The following is a 17,495-nucleotide window of genomic DNA, read 5'->3' on the forward strand; positions in this document are numbered from 1 at the left end:
GATGGGGGGCGGCAGGGTGCGGCCGGGAACGACGGCTCGGGGGTGGGCGGGGCACGGGGAGCGCGGGCGCGGGCCGCCGCCCTCACTCCGCGCCGAGGATGCGGTGCACGATCGGCATCGCCTCGGCCGCGGTCATGCCCGGCTCGAGCCGCGGGTCGTAGAGCAGCCTGAGCAGCGCCGCGTCATGCTCGGTCATCAGCGCGAATTCCTCGTCGTCGTTGAAGATCGAGGGCCGCAGGCTCGGGTCGTCGCGCGCCAGGCCCAGCGTCTGCGCGATCTCCTCCTCGATGCAGGAGCGCCGCGAGATCCCGGTCACCTCGGTGCGGATGTAGACGACGGCGAAATAGATCTCGTGCGCCCGGTCGCTGGTCGGCGCGTGGTAGTAGAACTCCGCCGCGCAGGGCCATTTCGGATCCGCCGCCCAGGCCTCGAAGAGATCGGCGAGGGGGCGATAGTCCGGCTCCTCGGCGAAGAGCTCCGAGACCTGCCGGCGGCCCCGCGCATCGAGGAAGAAGACGAGCAGGTTGGGCTCGCGCCCGGCCGGGCCGATATCGAGCCGCGTGACATCGGCGAGGCGCTCCGCGAACCCGTCGATCGCGGCGGTGTCGGCAGCGTCGAAATCGCCGAAGGGGGCATAGCGGATCGGCCCGCCCCAGCGGGTGAGCGGCGCCTCGGCATTGCTGTCGAGCGGCGAATAGCCGCCATCGACGATCTCGAATTCCGAGCCGAAGCCGATCTTGGCGAAGTTGTGCGCGAGGTCCTCGCGGGTATAGGGCGCATCGATCGGCGCGCGCTCGGCGCGGAGCTTGCCGGCGGCGCGCAGATCGGCGTCCCAGCGCGCGAAGTCGGCCACCATGTCGGGCGCCGAGCAGAGCCCGACGGAGATGCAGACGGTCTCCACGGCGGTCGGGCCGGGCCGGTCGGGGCCGGCGCAGCCGGCGAGCGCCAGACAGGACAGCAGCAGGGCGGCAGGGCGGATCATGGGAAAAGTGAGCCCGAGTTTTGCCGCGAGATCAATACGGCAGGGCCGCGCGGGGCGCCCTGCGCGGCCGGCCGATGCGCCGCGCCCACAGGCGCCGGGGTCGACGACGATTGACAGCGTGCCGCCCCGGGGGCGGGATGGGGCACGGCAGGAACGGAGAGGCGCGATGTGCGGCAGATTTGCGGTGGGGGTGCCGGAGGGGGCGGCCTGGGCGGAGTGGCTCGCCACCGCGGAGGAGGGCCCCTGGCCGGCGGCGAACTGGAATGTCGCGCCGACGCAGGCCGTGGCCATCGTCACCGGCGCGGCGGCGCCGCGGCAGCAGCGGCTGGCGCGCTGGGGGCTGGTGCCGCGCTGGTGGTCGAAGCCGCTCGCCGAGCTGCGCGCCAGCACCTTCAATGCGCGCTCCGAGGAGGCCCATGCCAAGCCGATGTTCCGCGATGCCTGGAAACGCGCGCGCTGCCTCGTGCCGGCGCTCGGCTACTACGAATGGACCGGACGCAAGGGGGCAAGGCAGCCCTGGTTCGTGACGCTGGAGCGGAACGCCCCCGGCATCGCCTTTGCCGGGCTCTGGGCCGAGGCCGAGATTGCGGGAGAGCGGCTGACCTCCGTCACCATCCTGACCTGCGCGGCGGGGCCGGCGACGGCGCATCTGCATCCGCGCAGCCCGGTGATCCTGGCCGAGACGGACTGGGAGGCCTGGCTCTCGTGCGGCGAAGGCGGCGACGCGCTGATGCGGCCGCCGCCAGATGACCGGGTGCGGCTCTGGCAGGTTGATCCGCGGGTCGGCCGGGTCTCGGAGAACGGGCCGGAGCAGATCGAGCGCGCGGGGCTCGATCTCTGACGGCATGCGCGCGACCGCCGGCGCCCGCGCGGCCCGTGCCCCGCCCACCCCTGCGCCGCCGCGCCGGGTGGCGCCCGCCCGCCCCCCACCCGCGCGGGCCACGCGGGCGCCTCTGTCCGCCGCAGCTCAGCCGGTGCCCGGGGCCGCCAGCGGGTGATGCTCGAAGACCAGCGCCTTCAGCCGGGCGTCGAGCACATGGGTATAGATCTCGGTCGTCGAGAGATCGGCATGGCCGAGCAGCGCCTGGATGCTGCGCAGATCCGCGCCATTGGCGAGCATGTGGGTGGCGAAAGCGTGGCGCAGGCCGTGGGGCGTGACCTCGGCCGGGTCGATCCCGGCCTGTGCCGCGAGCCGCTTGAGCTGCTGCCAGACCGCGATGCGGGAGAAGTGGCCCCTGCCGCCATTGGCCGGGAAGAGCCAGGGGCCGGGGGAGGCGCCCCCGGCGAGGCGCACCGCCCGCCATTCCGCCAGCGCGGCCCGCGCCTCGGCGCCGAGCGGCACCATGCGGTCGCGCCCGCCCTTGCCGCGCACCAGCAGCATCCGCGGGTCGCCCGCCGTCGCCGCCAGCGGCAGCGAGACCAGCTCGCTCACCCGCAGGCCGGTGGCGTAGAGCAGCTCGACGATGCAGCGCAGGCGCAGCGCGCGGAGCTGCGCCGCGGCGCTGCCGGCCGGGCATCGGGCGGCCTCGAGCAGGCGCATCACCGCCGCCTCGTCGAGCACGCCGGGAACCGGGCGGGGCGGGCGGCGGCTGCGGATCCGCGCGGCGGGATTGTCGGCGCGCCAGCCCTCGGACCAGGCGAAGCGGTAGAGCCCGCGGATCGAGGCGAGCCGGCGCGCGCGGGTGCTGGGGGCGAGCCCCGCCGCCTCGAGCCCGGCCAGGTAGCCCTCGATCGCGTCGCGGTCGGCCTCTGCGAGATCGCTGCCGCGCAGGGTGAGATGGGCGCGGAAATCGGTGAGGTCACGGCCATAGGCGGCGAGCGTGTTGGCCCGGGCTCCGCGCTCGGCGGCGAGCGCCTCGAGAAAGGCCTCGATCCAGGCTGCGCTCACCCCCGCATCCCCGGCCGGCTCAGCCGGAGCCCGCGGGCAGCGGCAGCGGCACGGTGATCTCCTCGACCGGCGCCGGCAGCTCCCAGAGCGCGGCATAGGCGACGAGGGCGATCAGCCCGAGGATCACAACCCAAAGCACGTATTTCAGTAGTCGTCCCATTGCGGGTCCTCTGCCTGCTGGTCCGCCCGGCCGCCGCGATCGCGCCGGCCCCGCTCGCCCTGCGGCCGGCCCGTGCGGGCCGGCACCTGCTCTCCGTCGCTCGCCCCTCGCCGCGCGAGATCGCCGTCCGGGTTGACCCGGTTCTGCTCGCGCGGCAGCCTATCGCGTTACCCCGCCCCGGGGCAATGACGACAGCGCTGCGCCGGCGGCCCGCGGGCCTGCGGCGAAGGGCTGGCCAGCGCGCGGGGCGCGCGCTATGCGCGGGGGAGCGACAACGACACGCCGGCAGGGCGGAAGGGGAGGCCATCGGGCATGGGCGAGACAGGCGAGCGGGACGCCCCCGGGCCACCGGCCGCGACAGGGCCGGCAGAGGCGGGCACCGGCCGGCTGCTGCGCCCGGTGGTGCTGATCGGGCTGATGGGGGCCGGCAAGAGCTCGGTCGGCCAGCGGCTCGCCGATTTTCTGGGCGCGCCGTTCTGCGACAGCGACAACGAGGTCGAGCGCGCCGCCGGCATGACCATCGCCGAGATCTTCGAGCGCTACGGCGAGGCGGATTTCCGCGCCGGCGAGCGCAAGGTGATCCAGCGGCTGCTCGAGGACCGTCCGCTGGTGCTGGCCACCGGCGGCGGCGCCTTCATGAATGCCGAGACGCGGGCCACCATCGCCGGGCGGGCGGTCTCGGTCTGGCTGCGCGCCGATCTCGACACGCTGGTCTCGCGCACCGCCGGGCGCACGCACCGGCCGCTGCTCAACCGGGGCAACCCGCGCGAGATCCTCGGCCGGCTGGTCGAAGAGCGCTACCCGGTCTATGCCGAGGCCGACTGCCACGTGGACAGCCTGCGCGATCAGAGCCATGAGGCGATGGCCCGGCGGATCATCGCGGCGCTGGAGGCCCATGAGGGCCCCGGCGGCCCGGTGCTGGCGCCGGCGGGCTGAGGCGGAACAGGCGGGAGGGAGCGCATGGGCGCGGAGCGGGTGACGGTCGAGGTGGGTCTCGGCGATCGGAGCTACCGGATCGAGATCGGGCCGGGGCTGCTGGCCGAGGCGGGGGCGCTGATCGGTCCGCTGCTGCCGCGCCCGCGCACCGTGATCGTGACCGACGCGACCGTGGCGGCGCTGCATCTGCCGGCGCTGGAGGCCGGGCTCGGGGCTGCCGGGATCGAGGCGCATGCGGTGGTGCTGCCGGCCGGGGAGGCGAGCAAGTCGATGCACCAGCTCGCCTGGCTGGTGGAGCGGCTGCTGGCGCTCGAGGTCGAGCGCGACGACCTGATCATCGCCTTCGGCGGCGGGGTGATCGGCGATCTGGCGGGCTTTGCCGCGGCGGTGCTGCGCCGGGGCGTCGATTTCGTGCAGATCCCGACGACGCTGCTCGCCCAGGTCGACAGCTCGGTCGGCGGCAAGACCGGTGTGAACGCGCCGCAGGGCAAGAACCTGATCGGCGCCTTTCACCAGCCGCGGCTGGTGCTGGCCGACATCTCGGTGCTGGAGACGCTTTCGGGGCGCGAGCTGCTGGCCGGCTATGCCGAGGTGGCGAAATACGGGCTGCTCGGCGATGCCGGGTTCTTCGCCTGGCTCGAGGCCAACGGGCCGGGCCTGCGCGACGGCGACGCGGTGCTGCGGGCCGAGGCGGTGCGGCGCTCCTGCGCGATGAAGGCGGCGATCGTGGGCCGCGACGAGCGCGAGCGCGGCGAACGGGCGCTGCTCAATCTCGGCCATACCTTCGGCCATGCGCTGGAGGCGGCGACCGGCTATTCGGCGCGGCTCCTGCATGGCGAGGGGGTGGCGGTGGGCACCGGGCTCGCCTTCGCCGCCTCGGCGCGGATGGGGCTCTGCCCGCAGGAGGCGCCGAGCCGCGTCGCCGCGCATTTCGCCGATATGGGAATGGTCCGCCGGCTTGCCGACATCCCGGGCGAGCTTCCCGATGCCGAGGGGCTGATCCGGCTGATGGGGCAGGACAAGAAGGTCCGCCAGGGGCGGCTTGCCTTCATCCTCGCGCGCGACATTGGCGAGGCATTCCTGACCCGAGAGGCGGATATGGAGGCGATCCGTGCGGTGCTGGCCGAGGCGCTCGCCGAGCGCGGCTGAGGCCGGCGCCCGATCGGCGAGGCCGGCCCGCCGCCGCCCCCACCCTGACGACCATCCGCCCTCTGGCCGCGGTTTCGAGAGCCCACCCATGGGAGGCGGCGGGCCGGCGCATCCGGCTGCCGGGGCGGCTCAGCCGGGCAGGGCGAGGATGTCGGTGTGGCTGATCGTCACCCGCGACGCCCGCTCGCGTGCGGTGCCCCAGTCCGCCGCCGCCGGGCCGAGCGCCGGCGCCACCGCCGCGGCGCTGCTGCGGGCGAGCGCGGCGATCAGGCCGGCATCCCGCGTCGCCTCGAGCTGCCAGTCGCTGGCGCCCTGCTCGACGCGGTAGCCGGCGGCCTGGAGCGCCGCCGCGAGATGCGCCGCCGCCGCCGGGCCGAGCGCCGGGCCGAGCCCCTTGTCGCGCTGCTGGTCGACATGGAAGGCGGCGAGCGCGGCCTCATCGGCCGGATGGGGCGGGTCCCAGCGCTCGTGCCCGGTATAGCTGAGCACCGCGTAGAGCGGCAGCCCGGCGCCGGCGAGATCGGCCACCAGCCGGTCGATCCAGGCGGCGCCGGCAATGTCGAAGAAGGCCGAGGCGGTCACCAGATCCGGCCGCGGCACCAGCAGCGGGCCGATGCCGCGGGCGAGATCGGCGCGCAGCGTGGTCTGCACCACCCCCGGCGCCGGCCGCGCGGCGGCCAGCAGCACCGGGTCGCTGTCGACCAGCCGCCAGTGCTGGCTCTTCGGCAGCAGCGGCGCGGTGGCCGCCATGTTGTTGCCGCTGCCGGCCCCGAGATCGAGCACCGTCACCGCGCGATGCCCGGCGAAATGGCGCTGCAGCGCCGCGGCCAGCTGCCGGTTGCGGGCACGGCGGTCGGCGGAGGCGCGCAGGCGCAGCCAGTCGGCGGCAAAGCCCGTCATGCGGCGGCCATGACCCCGGCGACGGCGCCGGCGATGATGGCCGCGGTGTCGGGCCAGCGGGGCAGGCCGGCCGCGCCGCCGGATCGGCGATCAGCGGGCGCAGCGCCGCGGCCAGCGCCGGCGCATCGTCGGGCGGCACCAGGCAGGCGGCGCCGCGGGTCGCCTCGGCCACAGCGCCGACGCTGCAGCCGACCACCGGCAGCCCGTGCGCCATCGCCTCCGCATAGGCCATGCCATAGCCCTCGTAGCGCGAGGCCAGCACGAAGAGATCGGCAGCGGCATAGGCCGCCGCCAGGGCGCCCGGCTCCAGCGGCCCCGCGAAACGGATCCGGCCGGCGAGCCCCGCCGCCTCGGCCCGGCCGGCCAGCGCCGCGGCCAGCGCCGGGTCCGGCGCCGGGCCGACCACCGTGAGATGCCAGTCGAGATCGGCGAGCCCGGCCAGCGCGTCGATCAGCACGTCGTGTCCCTTGCGCGGCGTCAGGCTGCCGACCGCGAGCAGGGCGACCCCCGGTCCGCCGCTGCCGCCGGCCTGCGGCGCCGGATCGGTGCCCGGCGGCGCGACGGTGATGCGCCCGGGCGCGACGCCGAATCGCTCGGCGAGGATCGCGGCGGTGGCATGGCTCGTGGTCAGCACATGGGCGCAGGCGGCCAGCGCCGCGGTCTCGGAGGTGACGAGGCGCGCTGCGGCGGCCGGGTCGAGCCCGCTCTCGAGCCCGAGCGGATGGTGGCAAAGCGCGATCACCGGGGTGGCTGCCGGCAGCATCTCCGCCGGCAGCGCGCCGAGCGCCAGCCCGTCGACGATCACCGGCCAGCCCGCGGGCAGCATCGCGAGGCGCTCGGCGGTGGCCGCGAGCACCGCCGGCGGGGCCGCGGGAAAGCCGCCGGGCAGCGGCCAGTGGCGCAGGATCAGCCCGGCACCATGCGCCTCGGCCAGCAGCCGCCGGGCATAGCCATAGCCGCCGGTCGGCGTCGCGAGGGCGCCGGGCACCGCCAGCAGCGCGCGCGGCGGCATGCCGCTCATCAGTCGGTGCCGGCCATGCCGAGCCCGCCCTCGAACCAGGCGCGGGCGACATGGCTCTCGTTGAGCGTGACGCGGATGCGGTCGATCTCCTCCGAGCCGGGACCGAGCTCGCCGGCGCGGGCCGCGGCGGCGATGGCGTCGAAGATGTGCCGGCACAGGAACTCGGTGGTGGTCAGCTTGCCGGCGAGCGCGGGCAGCGTGTCGAGATTGGCGTAGTTGAGCGGTGTCAGCGTCGCCTTCAGCGCCTCGTGCGCGCGGCCGATATCCACCACGATGCCGGCCTCGGTCAGCGTCTCCCGGAAGAACGCGACATCGACGACATAGGTGGCGCCATGCAGCGCCTGCGCCGGTCCGAAGACCGGATCGGGCAGGGAATGGGCGATCATGATGTGATCGCGGACCTCGACGGCGTACATGGGCTCTCCCAGGCTCGTTCAATCATACCTGATGCAAGTCGCGATACCCGCTGCATCCGGTGCCAGCAAGCGATCTATCCTTTCGGGCAACGATGTGAAAGCGACAGTTTCGGTCACCAGTGCGTCGAAGCGCGGCGCGGCGAGCGCGGCGAGCGCGCAGGCCAGCCGGTCGCGCCGCGAGGTCGAGGCACGCCGCGCCGGCGCGACATGGCCGACCTGCGAGGAGATCAGCCGCAGCCGGCGAGAATGGAAGGCGCCGCCGAGACTTACCTCCACCGGCCGGTCGCCGTACCAGGACAGCTCCACCACGCGCCCCTCGAAATCCAGTGCGTCGAGCGCCGTCTGCAGCCCGGCCGCGCTCGCGGAAGTGTGAATGGCCACAACGTAGCCCGAGCCGGTTTCCGTCGCCTGCCGAAAGGTCACGTTAAGTTCACCGGCAATGCTGCGGCGCGAGGCTATAACGTCCGCGATGACCACCTCGAGATCGTTCCGGGGCGCCAGCAGCCCCGCCACTAGGCAGCCGAGCAGCCCCGCGCCGACCACGAGGACGCGCGATCCCGGCGCGATGTCCGCATCCCAGATCGCGTTGAGCGCCGTCTCGGCATTGGCCGCGAGCACCGCGCGCTCGGGCGGAACCCCCTCGGGCAGCGGCAGGGCCGCTGCGGCAGGCACCCGGAAGCGCGCCTGATGCGGATGCAGCGCGAAGACCTCGCGGCCGATCAGCGCCGCCGCCTCCGGGCCCGCGCCGGCGACCACGCGGCCGACCGCCGCATAGCCGTATTTCACCGGATGCGGAAAATCTCCCTCCTGAAAGGGGGCGCGCATCCGTGCCCGCTCGCTCTCCGGCACGCGGCCCTGGGCAACCAGCCGCTCGGTGCCGCGGGAGAGCGCCGAATGCGTCGTTTCCACCTCGACCCAGCCGGGCGCGAGGGGAGGCAGGGCGGTGGGCCGGATCTCGCCCCGGCCATCGCCGACATACCAGAATGCGTCCGTCGTCTCGGCCATCGCCGAACCTCCCGTTGCGTTGCATCGCGGCCAAGCTATATCGCCGGAACGGCGTGCAGGGCCAAGCCTGACGCGCCGGCCGGACACCGCAAAGGAGCTGTCCAATGAGCGTCGAGACCCATCTGGGGGGGACGGCGCCCCTTCCCCTCTCCCGCCTGCGCCGGCAGCGGGAGCATCCGGAGACCACGCCGGCGGGCCTGCAGGACAAGCGCGTGCTCGCCACGCGCCGGGCGCTGATGCTGGCGCTCAACATCGCCAGCGTGGCGGCGCTGGCCTGGGCGATCCATTCGGTGTTTGCGCCCGGCGGGCTCAGCATCGCCGACTGGGTGATTCTCGGCGCCTTCCTCGTCGGCGCGCCCTGGACCGTGATGGGCATGTGGAACGCGCTCTTCGGCCTCTGGCTGCTGCATGGCCGGCGCGACGGGCTGGCCGAGGTCGCCCCGCATCTGGCCGCCGGCGACAGCGTCGCGCCGATCCAGAGCCGCACCGCGGTGGTGATGACGCTGCGCAACGAGCCGCCGCTGCGCTCGCTCGAGCGGCTGGTGGCGATCCGCGAGAGCCTCGACGAGACCGGCTGGGGTCAGCAGTTCGACATCCACGTGCTGTCCGACACCACCGACCCCGAGACCGCCGCCGAGGAGGAGCGTCTCTTCGCCGCGCTCCGCCCGGCGCTCGGCGGCAGCCGGGCGCAGTATCGCCGGCGCCGCGACAACACCGGCTTCAAGGCCGGCAACATCCGCGACTTCGTGACCGGCGCGGGGCTCGGCTACGATCTCTTCGTGCCGCTCGACAGCGACAGCCTGATGTCCGGCCCGGCGATCCTGCGCATGGTGCGGATCATGGAGGCGCATCCGCGCATCGGCATCCTGCAGAGCCTCGTCGTCGGCGCCCCGGCGAAGAGTGCCTTCGCCCGGATCTTCCAGTTCGGCATGCGCCACGGCATGCGCAGCTTCACCATGGGCGCGGCCTGGTGGCAGGGCGACTGCGGGCCCTACTGGGGGCACAACGCGGCGATCCGCATGGGCGCCTTCCGCCGCCACTGCCGGCTGCCGCTGCTGCCCGGCGGGCCGCCGCTCGGCGGGCACATCCTCAGCCACGACCAGGTCGAGGCGGCGCTGATGCGGCGCGCCGGCTACGAGGTGCGGGTGATGCCGGTGGAGGGCGAGAGCTGGGAGGAGAACCCGCCGACGCTGCAGGATTTCACCAAGCGCGACCTGCGCTGGTGCCAGGGCAACATGCAGTACTGGTCGCTGCTCGGCCTGAAGGGCCTGCGGCCGACCTCGCGCTTCCAGATCTTCGCCGCCATCATGATGTATTTCGGCGGCCCGGCCTGGATGCTGATGACGCTGGCCGCCGCCGCCAAGGTGTTCGAGGGCGATACCGGGATGGACGCCGCGATGGGCATCGCGATGTTCTTCGTGATGATCTCGGTGAGCCTGGTTCCGAAGCTGGCGGGGCTGCTCGACATCGCGCTGCGCCGGGGCGGCGCCGCGGCCTATGGCGGGCGGCTGCGCTTTGCCGCCGGCGGCCTGGTGGAGCTGGTGTTCTCGATGCTGACGGCGCCGGTGGTGGCGTTCCGGGTGACGCTCTTCCTGATCGGGCTGATGTTCGGGCGAACCGTCACCTGGAACGGGCAGAACCGCGACGTCTACCGCCTGACCTGGGGCGATGCGGCGCGCGGGCTCTGGCCGCAGATGCTGGCCGCCGCGGTGCTGACGGCGGTGCTGGCGGGGATGGTCGGGCCGGGGCTGCTGCTCTGGGCGGCGCCGATGCTGCTCGGGCTCGGGCTGGCGATCCCGCTCGCGGTCTGGTCGGCGGCGCCGCGGGTCGGTGCCTGGGCGGCGCGGACCGGGCTCTGCGCGGTGCCCGAGGAGATCGCCGGCGCGGAGATGCTGGCGCGGCTCGGCCGGGTGGCGCAGCCCGAGACGACTGCGCGGGCGGCCTGAGCGCCGGGCGGGCAGCGGCGCCGCGCCGCGCCCGCTGCCGCCGGGTCCGGTGGTCCACGCATTCTTTCCCTCTGGCCTCATTGGCAATCGCCGGGCTTCCCGCTTAAGGTCGGCCGAACCCGGACCGCGCGACGCCCGTCGTGTGCGCGGTCCGCAACGCGGCCCCCTGCCCGGCGGAGGAAACCCATGTCGCTCGCCCAACCCTATCTCCTGTTTCTCGGCGATGCGCCGGACCCGCTCGCGGCCAAGGTTGCCCAGGGCATCCGGGACTGGCGCCCGGACGCCGCCGTCGGCCAGCTTCGCCTGCCGGGCTGCAACGCCGATATGGGCCTGCCGGACATGACCGTGCCCGAGGCCATCGCCGCCGGCGCCAAGACGCTGGTGATCGGCGTCGCCAACCGCGGCGGCGTGATCTCCGAGGCCTGGAACAAGGTGCTGGTCGAGGCGCTCGAGCAGGGCATGGACGTCGCCGCCGGCCTGCACACGCTGCTGCGCAACCAAGTGCCGCTGGTCAATGCCGCCGCGCGCAACGACCGGATGCTGCACGACGTGCGCCTGCCGAACCGGCCCTATCCGATCGGCGACGGCAAGCGGCGCACCGGCAAGCGCGTGCTCGCCGTCGGCACCGACTGCTCCTGCGGCAAGATGTACACCGCGCTGGCGCTCGAGAAGGCGATGCTGGAGGCCGGCCGCAAGGCCAGCTTCCGCGCGACCGGGCAGACCGGCATCCTGATCACCGGCGAGGGCGTGCCGCTCGATGCCGTGGTGGCGGATTTCATGGCCGGTGCGGTCGAGGCGCTGACCCCGGACAACGACGACGACCACTGGGATGTCATCGAGGGCCAGGGCAGCCTGTTCCACCCCTCGTTCTCGGGCGTGACCATGGCGCTGATCCATGGCGGGCAGCCGGATGCGCTGGTGCTCTGCCACGAGCCGACCCGGACCCATATGCGCGGCCTGCCGCATTACGACGTGCCGGGGCTCGAGGACCTGCAGCCGCTGGCGCTGCAGCTCGCCCGGCGGGTCAACCCCGACTGCCGCGTGATCGGCTGCGCGATCAACACCGCCGCGCTGTCCGAGGCGGATGCCATGGCCTATCTCGCCGAGACCGAGGCGAAACTCGGCCTGCCCTGCATCGACCCGTTCCGCCAGGGGGCCGGCCGCCTGGCCGAGGCGCTGTGAGCGCCGCGCTCGAGGTCGAGACCCGCCGTTTCCGGATGGCGGGAACCTTCACCATCTCGCGCGGCTCGCGCACCGAGGCGGTGGTGGTCGAGGTCCGGCTGGTCGAGGGCGACCGGGTGGGGCGCGGCGAATGCGTGCCCTATTCGCGCTATGGCGAGAGCGTCGAGAGCGTCACCGCCCAGATCGAGGGGATGCGCGCGGCGATTGCCGGCGGGCTGACCCGCGCGGCGCTGCAGGAGGCGATGCCGGCGGGCGCGGCGCGCAATGCGCTCGACTGCGCGATGTGGGATCTCGAGGCGAAGCGCACCGGCCGCCCGGTCTGGCAGCTCGCCGGGCTGGTCGAGCCCGGCCCGGTGCTCACCGTCTACACCCTCTCCCTCGACGAGCCGGAGAAGATGCGCGCCGCGGCGGAGGCCAACGCGCATCGTCCGCTGCTCAAGATCAAGCTCGGCGGCCCCGGCGATCTCGACCGGCTGCGCGCGGTGCGCGCGGGGGCCCCGAAGGCGCGGCTGGTGCTGGATGCCAACGAGGGCTGGTCGGCCGCCGACTATGCCGCGATCGCGCCGGAGCTCGCCGATCTCGGGGTCGAGATGGTCGAGCAGCCGCTGCCGGCGGATGACGACGGCGCGCTCGCCGGCATCGCGCGCCCGATCCCGGTCTGCGCCGACGAGGCCGCCCATACCCGTGCGACGCTGCCGGCGCTTGCGGGCAAGTACGACATGATCAACATCAAGCTCGACAAGACCGGGGGGCTGACCGAGGCGCTGGCGCTGAAGGCGGCGGCCGAGGCGGCGGGGATGAAGATCATGATCGGCTGCATGGTGGGCTCCTCGCTGTCGATGGCGCCCGGGGTGCTGGCGGCGCAGGGCGCGCAGGTGGTCGATCTCGACGCGCCGCTGCTGCTCGCCGAGGACCGCGACACGCCGATGATCTATGACGAGGCCGGCATCCACCCGGCGCCGCCGGCGCTCTGGGGCTGAGCCGAACCGCCTGGATGAGGAGACGAGGATGAGCCGCATTGTCTATGTGAACGGCGCCTATGTGCCCGAGGAGGAAGCCCGCGTTTCGATCTTCGACCGCGGGTTCCTGATGGCCGATGCGGTCTATGAGGTCACGTCGGTGCTCGATGGCCGGATCTGCGAGTTCGAGGGCCATGTCGCGCGCCTGCATCGCTCGCTGGCCGAGCTGAAGATGGCCGCGCCGGTGGACGACGCGGCGCTCTTGGAGATCCACCGCGAGCTGATCCGCCGCAACGACCTGACCGAGGGCACGATCTACCTGCAGGTCACCCGCGGCGCGGCGGACCGCGACTTCGCCTGGCCGGAGGGCGCCGAGCCCGGGCTGGTGCTGTTCACCCAGGCCAAGGCGCTGGAGACGCCGAAGGCGGCGGAAACCGGCATCCGCGTCGCCTCGGTGGAGGACCTGCGCTGGGGCCGGCGCGACATCAAGACCACGCAGCTGCTCTATCCGAGCCTCGCCAAGATGATCGCCAGGGAGAAGGGCGCCGACGATGCCTGGATGGTCGAGGACGGCTATGTCACCGAGGGCAGCTCGAACAACGCCTATATCGTGACCGGGGCGGGCACCATCGTCACCCGCCAGCTCTCCAACGACATCCTGCACGGGATCACCCGGGCCAGCGTGCTGCGGCTGGCGCGCGAGGCGCAGATGGTGATCGAGGAGCGCCCCTTCACGCTGGCCGAGGCGCAGGCGGCGAAGGAGGCCTTCTCCACCGCCGCCTCGATCTTCGTGATGCCGGTGGTCGAGATCGACGGCGTGCCGGTGGGCGAGGGCACGCCCGGCCCGCTGGCGAAGCGGCTGCGCGAGATCTACATCGCCGCCGCCAAGGCGACCAGCATCTGAGCCGCCGCGAGCCCCCGCCGCGCCGGGGGCTCAGGCGCGCCGCCGCGCCGGGGCGGCCGCGGCCGGCGCCTCGAGGAAGGCGCGGTCGAGCGCCGCCTCGCCCGCGCCGCCGCTCCGCGCCGGCGCCAGGGTAAACTCCGCCACCAGCGCGCGCAGCTCCTCCGAGCGCGCGGCGAGCCCCGCGGTCGTGCCGGCGGCGCTGTCGGCGCTTTCGGCATTCTGGCCGATCACCCGGTCGAGATCGCGGATCGCCCGGTTGATCTGCTCGGCGCCGATGTTCTGCTCCCTGGTCGCCGCGGAGATCTCCTGCACGAGGCCCGCGGTGCGCTCGATATTGGGCACCAGCGTCTCCAGCATGCGCCCGGCCTCGACCGAGACGGTCACCGTCTGCGCCGAAAGCGCGCCGATCTCGGTGGCCGCGCGCTGGCTGCGCTCGGCCAGCTTGCGCACCTCCGAGGCGACCACCGCGAAGCCCTTGCCATGCGCGCCGGCGCGGGCCGCCTCGACCGCCGCGTTCAGCGCCAGGAGATCGGTCTGGCGGGCGATCTCCTGGATGATCGTGATCTTCTCGGCGATGGTCTTCATCACGTCGACCGCGTTGCCGACCGCCTCGCCGGAGCGCCGCGCATCCACCGCCGACCGGTTGGCGATCTCCTCGGTCTGGGCCGCGTTGTCGGCCGACTGGCGGATGTTCGCGGTCATCTCCTCGATGGCGGCGGAGGCGTCCTGCGCCGAGGCGGCCTGGCGCGCGGCGCCGTCGCGAATCGTGCCGGCGGTGGTGTTGAGCGCGCGGCAGGTCTCGGCCAGCGCCTCGGAATTCCCGGCTGCGCGATGCAGCTTGGCGTTGAGCGAGGCGGCCATGCGGGCCAGCGCCTGGCCGAGCCGGTCGTTCTCCGAGCGCGCCGCGATCTCGGCGGTGAGGTCGCCCTGAGCGATGCGCTCGGCGGCTTCGGCATTGATTCGGATGTTCTCGGCATGCTCCTCGATCACCCGGCGGGCGGCGCCGATCTCGTCGCCGCGCTCGCGCCCGGGCAGGTCGAGCGCCTCGCCGGTGATCGCCGCGGTCGAGGCGCGTGCGAGCCAGCCGAGCGGCCGGAACACCGCGCCCCTGAGCCCGAGATAGACCAGCCCCAGGACCAGCGCACCGATGCCGAGCGCCGCTGCCGATTGCCGCAGCCCGGCGCCGATCGCCGCGGCGCGGGCCTGTTCCGCCGCCGCGGTCACCGCGACCACGCCGACAACCTGCTCCCTGGGCCCGAAGCGCACCGCGCGGAAATAGACATCGCCCCGGGCATCGCGCTCCGGCGCGCCGGTGGCGCCGACCCGGGCGACGACGGCGGCGTGCTCGGCGGCGAGCGGCATGGCCGCGCCGGGGGCACTCTCCCCACTCGCCCCCGCTCCGGCCGCTTCCTCCGCCCGGCGCGCGAGCACCGGCCGGCCCTCGAGATCAAAGGCGGCGATCGCGGCGATCGAGTCCGCGCTCTCGGCGATGATGCTGTCGAAGACCGCGGCCAGCGGCTCGAGCTTGCCGAAGCGGATGGCGCCGCCGGCATTGCCGGCGATCAGCCCGCTGACCACGGCCGCCTTCTCCTGCAATGCGCGCTCGGCGAGCCTCCAGGTGCTCCAGACCCCGGTGCCGATGCCGGCGCCGACCGTGAGCAGGATCGCGCTGACCACGTAGAGGAGGATCTTCGGGGCGAGGCCGAGGCGCGACCCGCCGCCGCCGGTTCTGCGCTGGATCATCGGTGGTTCCCGTGCTGGCAGGGCGCGCGCCGGGGCGGCCCGGGGGAGCTTACTGCAGGAGCTCGACATTCACCCCGAAGGTGGCGGCGCCGATCGGGCTTCCGGTCTCGGGATCGCGCACCACGACGGAGACCTGGGCCTGGTAGGCCTGGGTCGACTCGTCGAGCTCGATCTCGCCGATATGGGCGGCGCCGGTGGGGAAGGTCTCCTGCCACTTGGCCTCGTCGCCCTGCCAGTAGTCGGAGGTGACGCCGGAGGCGGCGACATTCAGCCCCACCGCGTCCATCGCGAAGATCTCGGTGAAGAGCCCGCCGGAAGCCTCGGCCGCGGCGCGCAGATGCTCGGCGGCCGGGCCGGAGAGCACGCGGTTGATCAGCGGGGTCTCGGCGGTGCCGACCTGGGCGCGCCAGTCCTGGTCGCGGGCGAGGATCTCGGTCTCGGTCAGCCCGGCGGTCTCGGCATTCTGGGCGCGAATCGCGGCGATCAGCACCGGGTCCTGCACCACGGCGCGGATATCGCTGTCGACCAGCGCCTCGAGCAGCGGCGTGAACTCGTTGGCGCCGGCCGGGGCGGCGGCGAGCAGGGCGGTGAGGGCCAGGGCAGGGCGGCGGAACGGCATGGACGGACTCCCGGTGCTTCGGCCGGGCGCTGGCCGCGCGCGGCGCTTCGTTGCGCCACCAGAGCTAGCGCCGAAGCCTTGGCGTTCGGTTAACCGTGGCTGACGTTGCGGCGGCGCCTGCGCCCGCGCATCATTGTTTCCGGTATCGAATCATGTCCTTCGGGAGAGCCACATGCGTGCAATCTGGATGGCGGTGCTTCTCGCCGTTGGCCTCGGCGGTGTCGCCCGGGCGGCAACGCTGGACGATGGCATGGACCAACTTGCCGAGCGCATCGCGCCGCAACTTCAAGAAGAGCGCAACCGCGCCGGCGTGAGCCGCGCGGTGGACCTTTACCTCGCCGGCGCATCGGACCTAGTTTCGGGCGAGAGATGCCCCGCGCTCGGGACGATCCTGATGCGCCGACTCGCTGCCGCGGTGCAGGGCCGCGTCAGCCGCACGGTCGCCCAGGTGATCCTGCGCCAGGAGGCCAAGGAGGGCGAGCTCGCCATGCGCCTCGAATGGAGTGCTCGCCGGCCGGGGCATCTGGAACTCCACTCCTCCTATGGGCGGCTCCGCGGCGGTACCATCGTCGGTACCTTCATCCCGCATGTGGAGATTGCGGTTGCTTCCATGTCGGATCGAGAAATATTGTGTGCATTTGGCTATGTGGGCGAGAATTACAAAATAATTTCAGTGGATCCGTTGCAAATTTCTCAAAATCTAACCCCAGATGAAATCGAGGTATGCTAGAGGGAAGCTGTCAGCGGCGGATTCGGAGACGGCTGGTGGTGCGAATATAATCGACTTATTCGACCGTACGAATAAGGTTTACTACGCCTCAGGTCGGGCTGCGGCGCAGGATGCGGGCGCGGCCGGGGGGGACCTTGCCGATCTCGACGCCGGTGAAGACATGGAGCGTGTTGAGCTCGGTGTCGATCACCGCATGGTCGGAGACCCAGCCGCCCATGGTGAGATAGGTGCGCAGGAGCGGGGGCATGCGCTTCAGCGCCAGCTTCAGGTCGGGTTTCCTCAGCCGGAAGGCGCGGGCGAAGCGGAACACCTTCGGCGCCTTGACCCGCGGCAGCCAGCGCTTCGGCGCGATGTGCTTCTCCTTCAGCAGCGCGAAGGCGTCGGCATAGGTCTCGGCATCGTTGCCGTAGAAGCTCGAGCAGCCGAACAGCAGCTCGACCTTCTCGCGGTCGACATAGGCGGTCATCGCGCCCCAGGCGACGCGCAGGATGTTCGGGTCGCGCCAGGCCGGGTGGATGCAGAAGCGGCCCATCTCCACCATGCGCCCGGGGAAGGTTGCGAGGTTGGAGAGCTCGTAATACTTCGCGGAATAGCTGCGGCCGATCTCCGAGCCGCTCTCGAGCGGCAGCATGCGGAAGCAGCAGACGAGCTGGCCCGAGGCGGTCTCCTCCACCATCAGATGGGAGCAGGCGGGGTCGAACTCGTCGGCGTCGAGCCCGTGCGGATCGGCCGAGGAGGCGAGGCCGCGCTCCTCGATGAAGGTGAGATAGCGCAGCCGCTGGCAGGCGCGGATATCCTCCGCCCCCTGCGCGATCCGTGCCCTGAATTTTCCCGCCCGGAACATGGCCACCTCCACCGCTCGCGCGCCCCGATGCGTCGCAGCCCGGCGCCGCGACGAGGCGGGCGCCTTGTTCCGCAGCTATATCCGCGACCGGGCCGACGCAAGCGGAGTTTT

At 73.1% G+C, this 17,495-nt stretch carries 17 protein-coding genes and 1 pseudogene; 8 read left to right on the forward strand and 10 right to left on the reverse strand.

Annotation, left to right across the window (positions count from 1 at the left end):
- Positions 1-82 precede the first annotated feature (82 nt).
- Entirely contained in the window at positions 83-982 is a 900-nt protein-coding gene (locus QSJ97_RS05390; RefSeq protein WP_285670611.1) for a DUF2927 domain-containing protein, read from the reverse strand.
- 166 nt (positions 983-1,148) lie between these two features.
- Here QSJ97_RS05390 and QSJ97_RS05395 point away from each other — a divergent pair, with 166 nt between their 5' ends.
- Positions 1,149-1,823, forward strand: coding sequence for an SOS response-associated peptidase (locus QSJ97_RS05395; RefSeq protein ID WP_285670613.1), 675 nt, complete (start codon positions 1,149-1,151; stop codon positions 1,821-1,823).
- Between the two features lie 126 nt (positions 1,824-1,949).
- Here the strand turns inward: QSJ97_RS05395 and QSJ97_RS05400 are convergent, their stop codons facing one another.
- The gene (locus QSJ97_RS05400) at positions 1,950-2,870 is read right to left on the reverse strand and encodes a tyrosine recombinase (RefSeq protein WP_285670614.1); all 921 of its coding nucleotides are present in this window, start codon (positions 2,868-2,870) and stop codon (positions 1,950-1,952) included.
- Between the two features lie 19 nt (positions 2,871-2,889).
- Entirely contained in the window at positions 2,890-3,030 is a 141-nt protein-coding gene (locus tag QSJ97_RS05405) for a hypothetical protein (RefSeq protein WP_285670615.1), read from the reverse strand.
- Positions 3,031-3,342: 312 nt separating this feature from the next.
- Between QSJ97_RS05405 and QSJ97_RS05410 the strand changes: the two genes are divergently transcribed.
- Positions 3,343-3,966: a shikimate kinase gene (locus QSJ97_RS05410; protein WP_285670616.1), complete on the forward strand. Its 624-nt coding sequence runs from the start codon at positions 3,343-3,345 to the stop codon at positions 3,964-3,966.
- A 24-nt stretch (positions 3,967-3,990) separates the two neighbouring features.
- Positions 3,991-5,115, forward strand: coding sequence for a 3-dehydroquinate synthase (aroB, locus tag QSJ97_RS05415; protein ID WP_285670618.1), 1,125 nt, complete (start codon positions 3,991-3,993; stop codon positions 5,113-5,115).
- 129 nt (positions 5,116-5,244) lie between these two features.
- On the opposite strand, the gene QSJ97_RS05420 is transcribed toward aroB, so the two are convergent.
- From QSJ97_RS05420 to QSJ97_RS05430, 4 genes and pseudogenes are all read right to left on the reverse strand, one after another.
- Positions 5,245-6,015, reverse strand: a complete 771-nt coding sequence (locus QSJ97_RS05420) for a class I SAM-dependent methyltransferase (RefSeq protein ID WP_285670619.1) — start codon at positions 6,013-6,015, stop codon at positions 5,245-5,247.
- Between the two features lie 130 nt (positions 6,016-6,145).
- Positions 6,146-7,036: pseudogene (locus QSJ97_RS24955) on the reverse strand (glycosyltransferase family 4 protein); the annotation flags it as partial.
- A complete protein-coding gene (locus tag QSJ97_RS05425) occupies positions 7,036-7,452 on the reverse strand; it encodes a 6-pyruvoyl trahydropterin synthase family protein (RefSeq protein WP_285670621.1) in 417 nt (138 codons plus the stop codon). The pseudogene QSJ97_RS24955 and the gene QSJ97_RS05425, both read right to left, overlap by 1 nt.
- 18 nt (positions 7,453-7,470) lie before the next feature.
- On the reverse strand, positions 7,471-8,457 hold the full coding sequence (locus QSJ97_RS05430; protein WP_285670622.1) for a zinc-dependent alcohol dehydrogenase: 987 nt from the start codon (positions 8,455-8,457) through the stop codon (positions 7,471-7,473).
- A 104-nt stretch (positions 8,458-8,561) separates the two neighbouring features.
- Between QSJ97_RS05430 and mdoH the strand changes: the two genes are divergently transcribed.
- The 4 genes from mdoH (at position 8,562) to QSJ97_RS05450 (ending at position 13,448) form a co-directional block, all read left to right on the forward strand.
- On the forward strand, positions 8,562-10,403 hold the full coding sequence (gene mdoH / locus QSJ97_RS05435; protein WP_285670623.1) for a glucans biosynthesis glucosyltransferase MdoH: 1,842 nt from the start codon (positions 8,562-8,564) through the stop codon (positions 10,401-10,403).
- Positions 10,404-10,589: 186 nt separating this feature from the next.
- A complete protein-coding gene (dgcN, locus tag QSJ97_RS05440; protein ID WP_285670624.1) occupies positions 10,590-11,585 on the forward strand; it encodes an N-acetyltransferase DgcN in 996 nt (331 codons plus the stop codon).
- The gene (gene dgcA / locus QSJ97_RS05445) at positions 11,582-12,565 is read left to right on the forward strand and encodes an N-acetyl-D-Glu racemase DgcA (protein WP_352231054.1); all 984 of its coding nucleotides are present in this window, start codon (positions 11,582-11,584) and stop codon (positions 12,563-12,565) included. The genes dgcN and dgcA overlap by 4 nt, the downstream gene beginning before the upstream one ends.
- Positions 12,566-12,593: 28 nt before the next feature.
- Positions 12,594-13,448, forward strand: coding sequence for a D-amino-acid transaminase (locus QSJ97_RS05450; protein WP_285670626.1), 855 nt, complete (start codon positions 12,594-12,596; stop codon positions 13,446-13,448).
- A gap of 30 nt (positions 13,449-13,478) precedes the next feature.
- Here QSJ97_RS05450 and QSJ97_RS05455 read toward each other — a convergent pair whose 3' ends face one another.
- Positions 13,479-15,191: a methyl-accepting chemotaxis protein gene (locus tag QSJ97_RS05455; RefSeq protein ID WP_285670627.1), complete on the reverse strand. Its 1,713-nt coding sequence runs from the start codon at positions 15,189-15,191 to the stop codon at positions 13,479-13,481.
- Between the two features lie 49 nt (positions 15,192-15,240).
- A complete protein-coding gene (locus tag QSJ97_RS05460) occupies positions 15,241-15,810 on the reverse strand; it encodes a hypothetical protein (protein WP_285670629.1) in 570 nt (189 codons plus the stop codon).
- Positions 15,811-15,982: 172 nt separating this feature from the next.
- On the opposite strand from QSJ97_RS05460, the gene QSJ97_RS05465 reads away from it, so the two are divergent.
- Entirely contained in the window at positions 15,983-16,540 is a 558-nt protein-coding gene (locus tag QSJ97_RS05465; RefSeq protein WP_285670631.1) for a hypothetical protein, read from the forward strand.
- Positions 16,541-16,628: 88 nt separating this feature from the next.
- On the opposite strand, the gene QSJ97_RS05470 is transcribed toward QSJ97_RS05465, so the two are convergent.
- Positions 16,629-17,384, reverse strand: coding sequence for a GNAT family N-acetyltransferase (locus tag QSJ97_RS05470; protein ID WP_285670633.1), 756 nt, complete (start codon positions 17,382-17,384; stop codon positions 16,629-16,631).
- Positions 17,385-17,495 lie beyond the last annotated feature (111 nt).

Source organism: Paralimibaculum aggregatum (assembly GCF_030270585.1).
GTDB lineage: Bacteria > Pseudomonadota > Alphaproteobacteria > Rhodobacterales > Rhodobacteraceae > Thermohalobaculum > Thermohalobaculum aggregatum.

Bases quoted from the DNA above. Each gene is read 5' to 3' on its own strand.
- QSJ97_RS05390 (WP_285670611.1), bottom strand. From the start codon at position 982: ATGATCCGCCCTGCCGCCCTGCTGCTGTCCTGTCTGGCGCTCGCCGGC.
- QSJ97_RS05395 (WP_285670613.1), top strand. From the start codon at position 1,149: ATGTGCGGCAGATTTGCGGTGGGGGTGCCGGAGGGGGCGGCCTGGGCG.
- QSJ97_RS05405 (WP_285670615.1), bottom strand. From the start codon at position 3,030: ATGGGACGACTACTGAAATACGTGCTTTGGGTTGTGATCCTCGGGCTG.
- QSJ97_RS05410 (WP_285670616.1), top strand. From the start codon at position 3,343: ATGGGCGAGACAGGCGAGCGGGACGCCCCCGGGCCACCGGCCGCGACA.
- aroB (WP_285670618.1), top strand. From the start codon at position 3,991: ATGGGCGCGGAGCGGGTGACGGTCGAGGTGGGTCTCGGCGATCGGAGC.
- QSJ97_RS05420 (WP_285670619.1), bottom strand. From the start codon at position 6,015: ATGACGGGCTTTGCCGCCGACTGGCTGCGCCTGCGCGCCTCCGCCGAC.
- QSJ97_RS05425 (WP_285670621.1), bottom strand. From the start codon at position 7,452: ATGTACGCCGTCGAGGTCCGCGATCACATCATGATCGCCCATTCCCTG.
- QSJ97_RS05430 (WP_285670622.1), bottom strand. From the start codon at position 8,457: ATGGCCGAGACGACGGACGCATTCTGGTATGTCGGCGATGGCCGGGGC.
- mdoH (WP_285670623.1), top strand. From the start codon at position 8,562: ATGAGCGTCGAGACCCATCTGGGGGGGACGGCGCCCCTTCCCCTCTCC.
- dgcN (WP_285670624.1), top strand. From the start codon at position 10,590: ATGTCGCTCGCCCAACCCTATCTCCTGTTTCTCGGCGATGCGCCGGAC.
- QSJ97_RS05450 (WP_285670626.1), top strand. From the start codon at position 12,594: ATGAGCCGCATTGTCTATGTGAACGGCGCCTATGTGCCCGAGGAGGAA.
- QSJ97_RS05455 (WP_285670627.1), bottom strand. From the start codon at position 15,191: ATGATCCAGCGCAGAACCGGCGGCGGCGGGTCGCGCCTCGGCCTCGCC.
- QSJ97_RS05460 (WP_285670629.1), bottom strand. From the start codon at position 15,810: ATGCCGTTCCGCCGCCCTGCCCTGGCCCTCACCGCCCTGCTCGCCGCC.
- QSJ97_RS05465 (WP_285670631.1), top strand. From the start codon at position 15,983: ATGCGTGCAATCTGGATGGCGGTGCTTCTCGCCGTTGGCCTCGGCGGT.
- QSJ97_RS05470 (WP_285670633.1), bottom strand. From the start codon at position 17,384: ATGTTCCGGGCGGGAAAATTCAGGGCACGGATCGCGCAGGGGGCGGAG.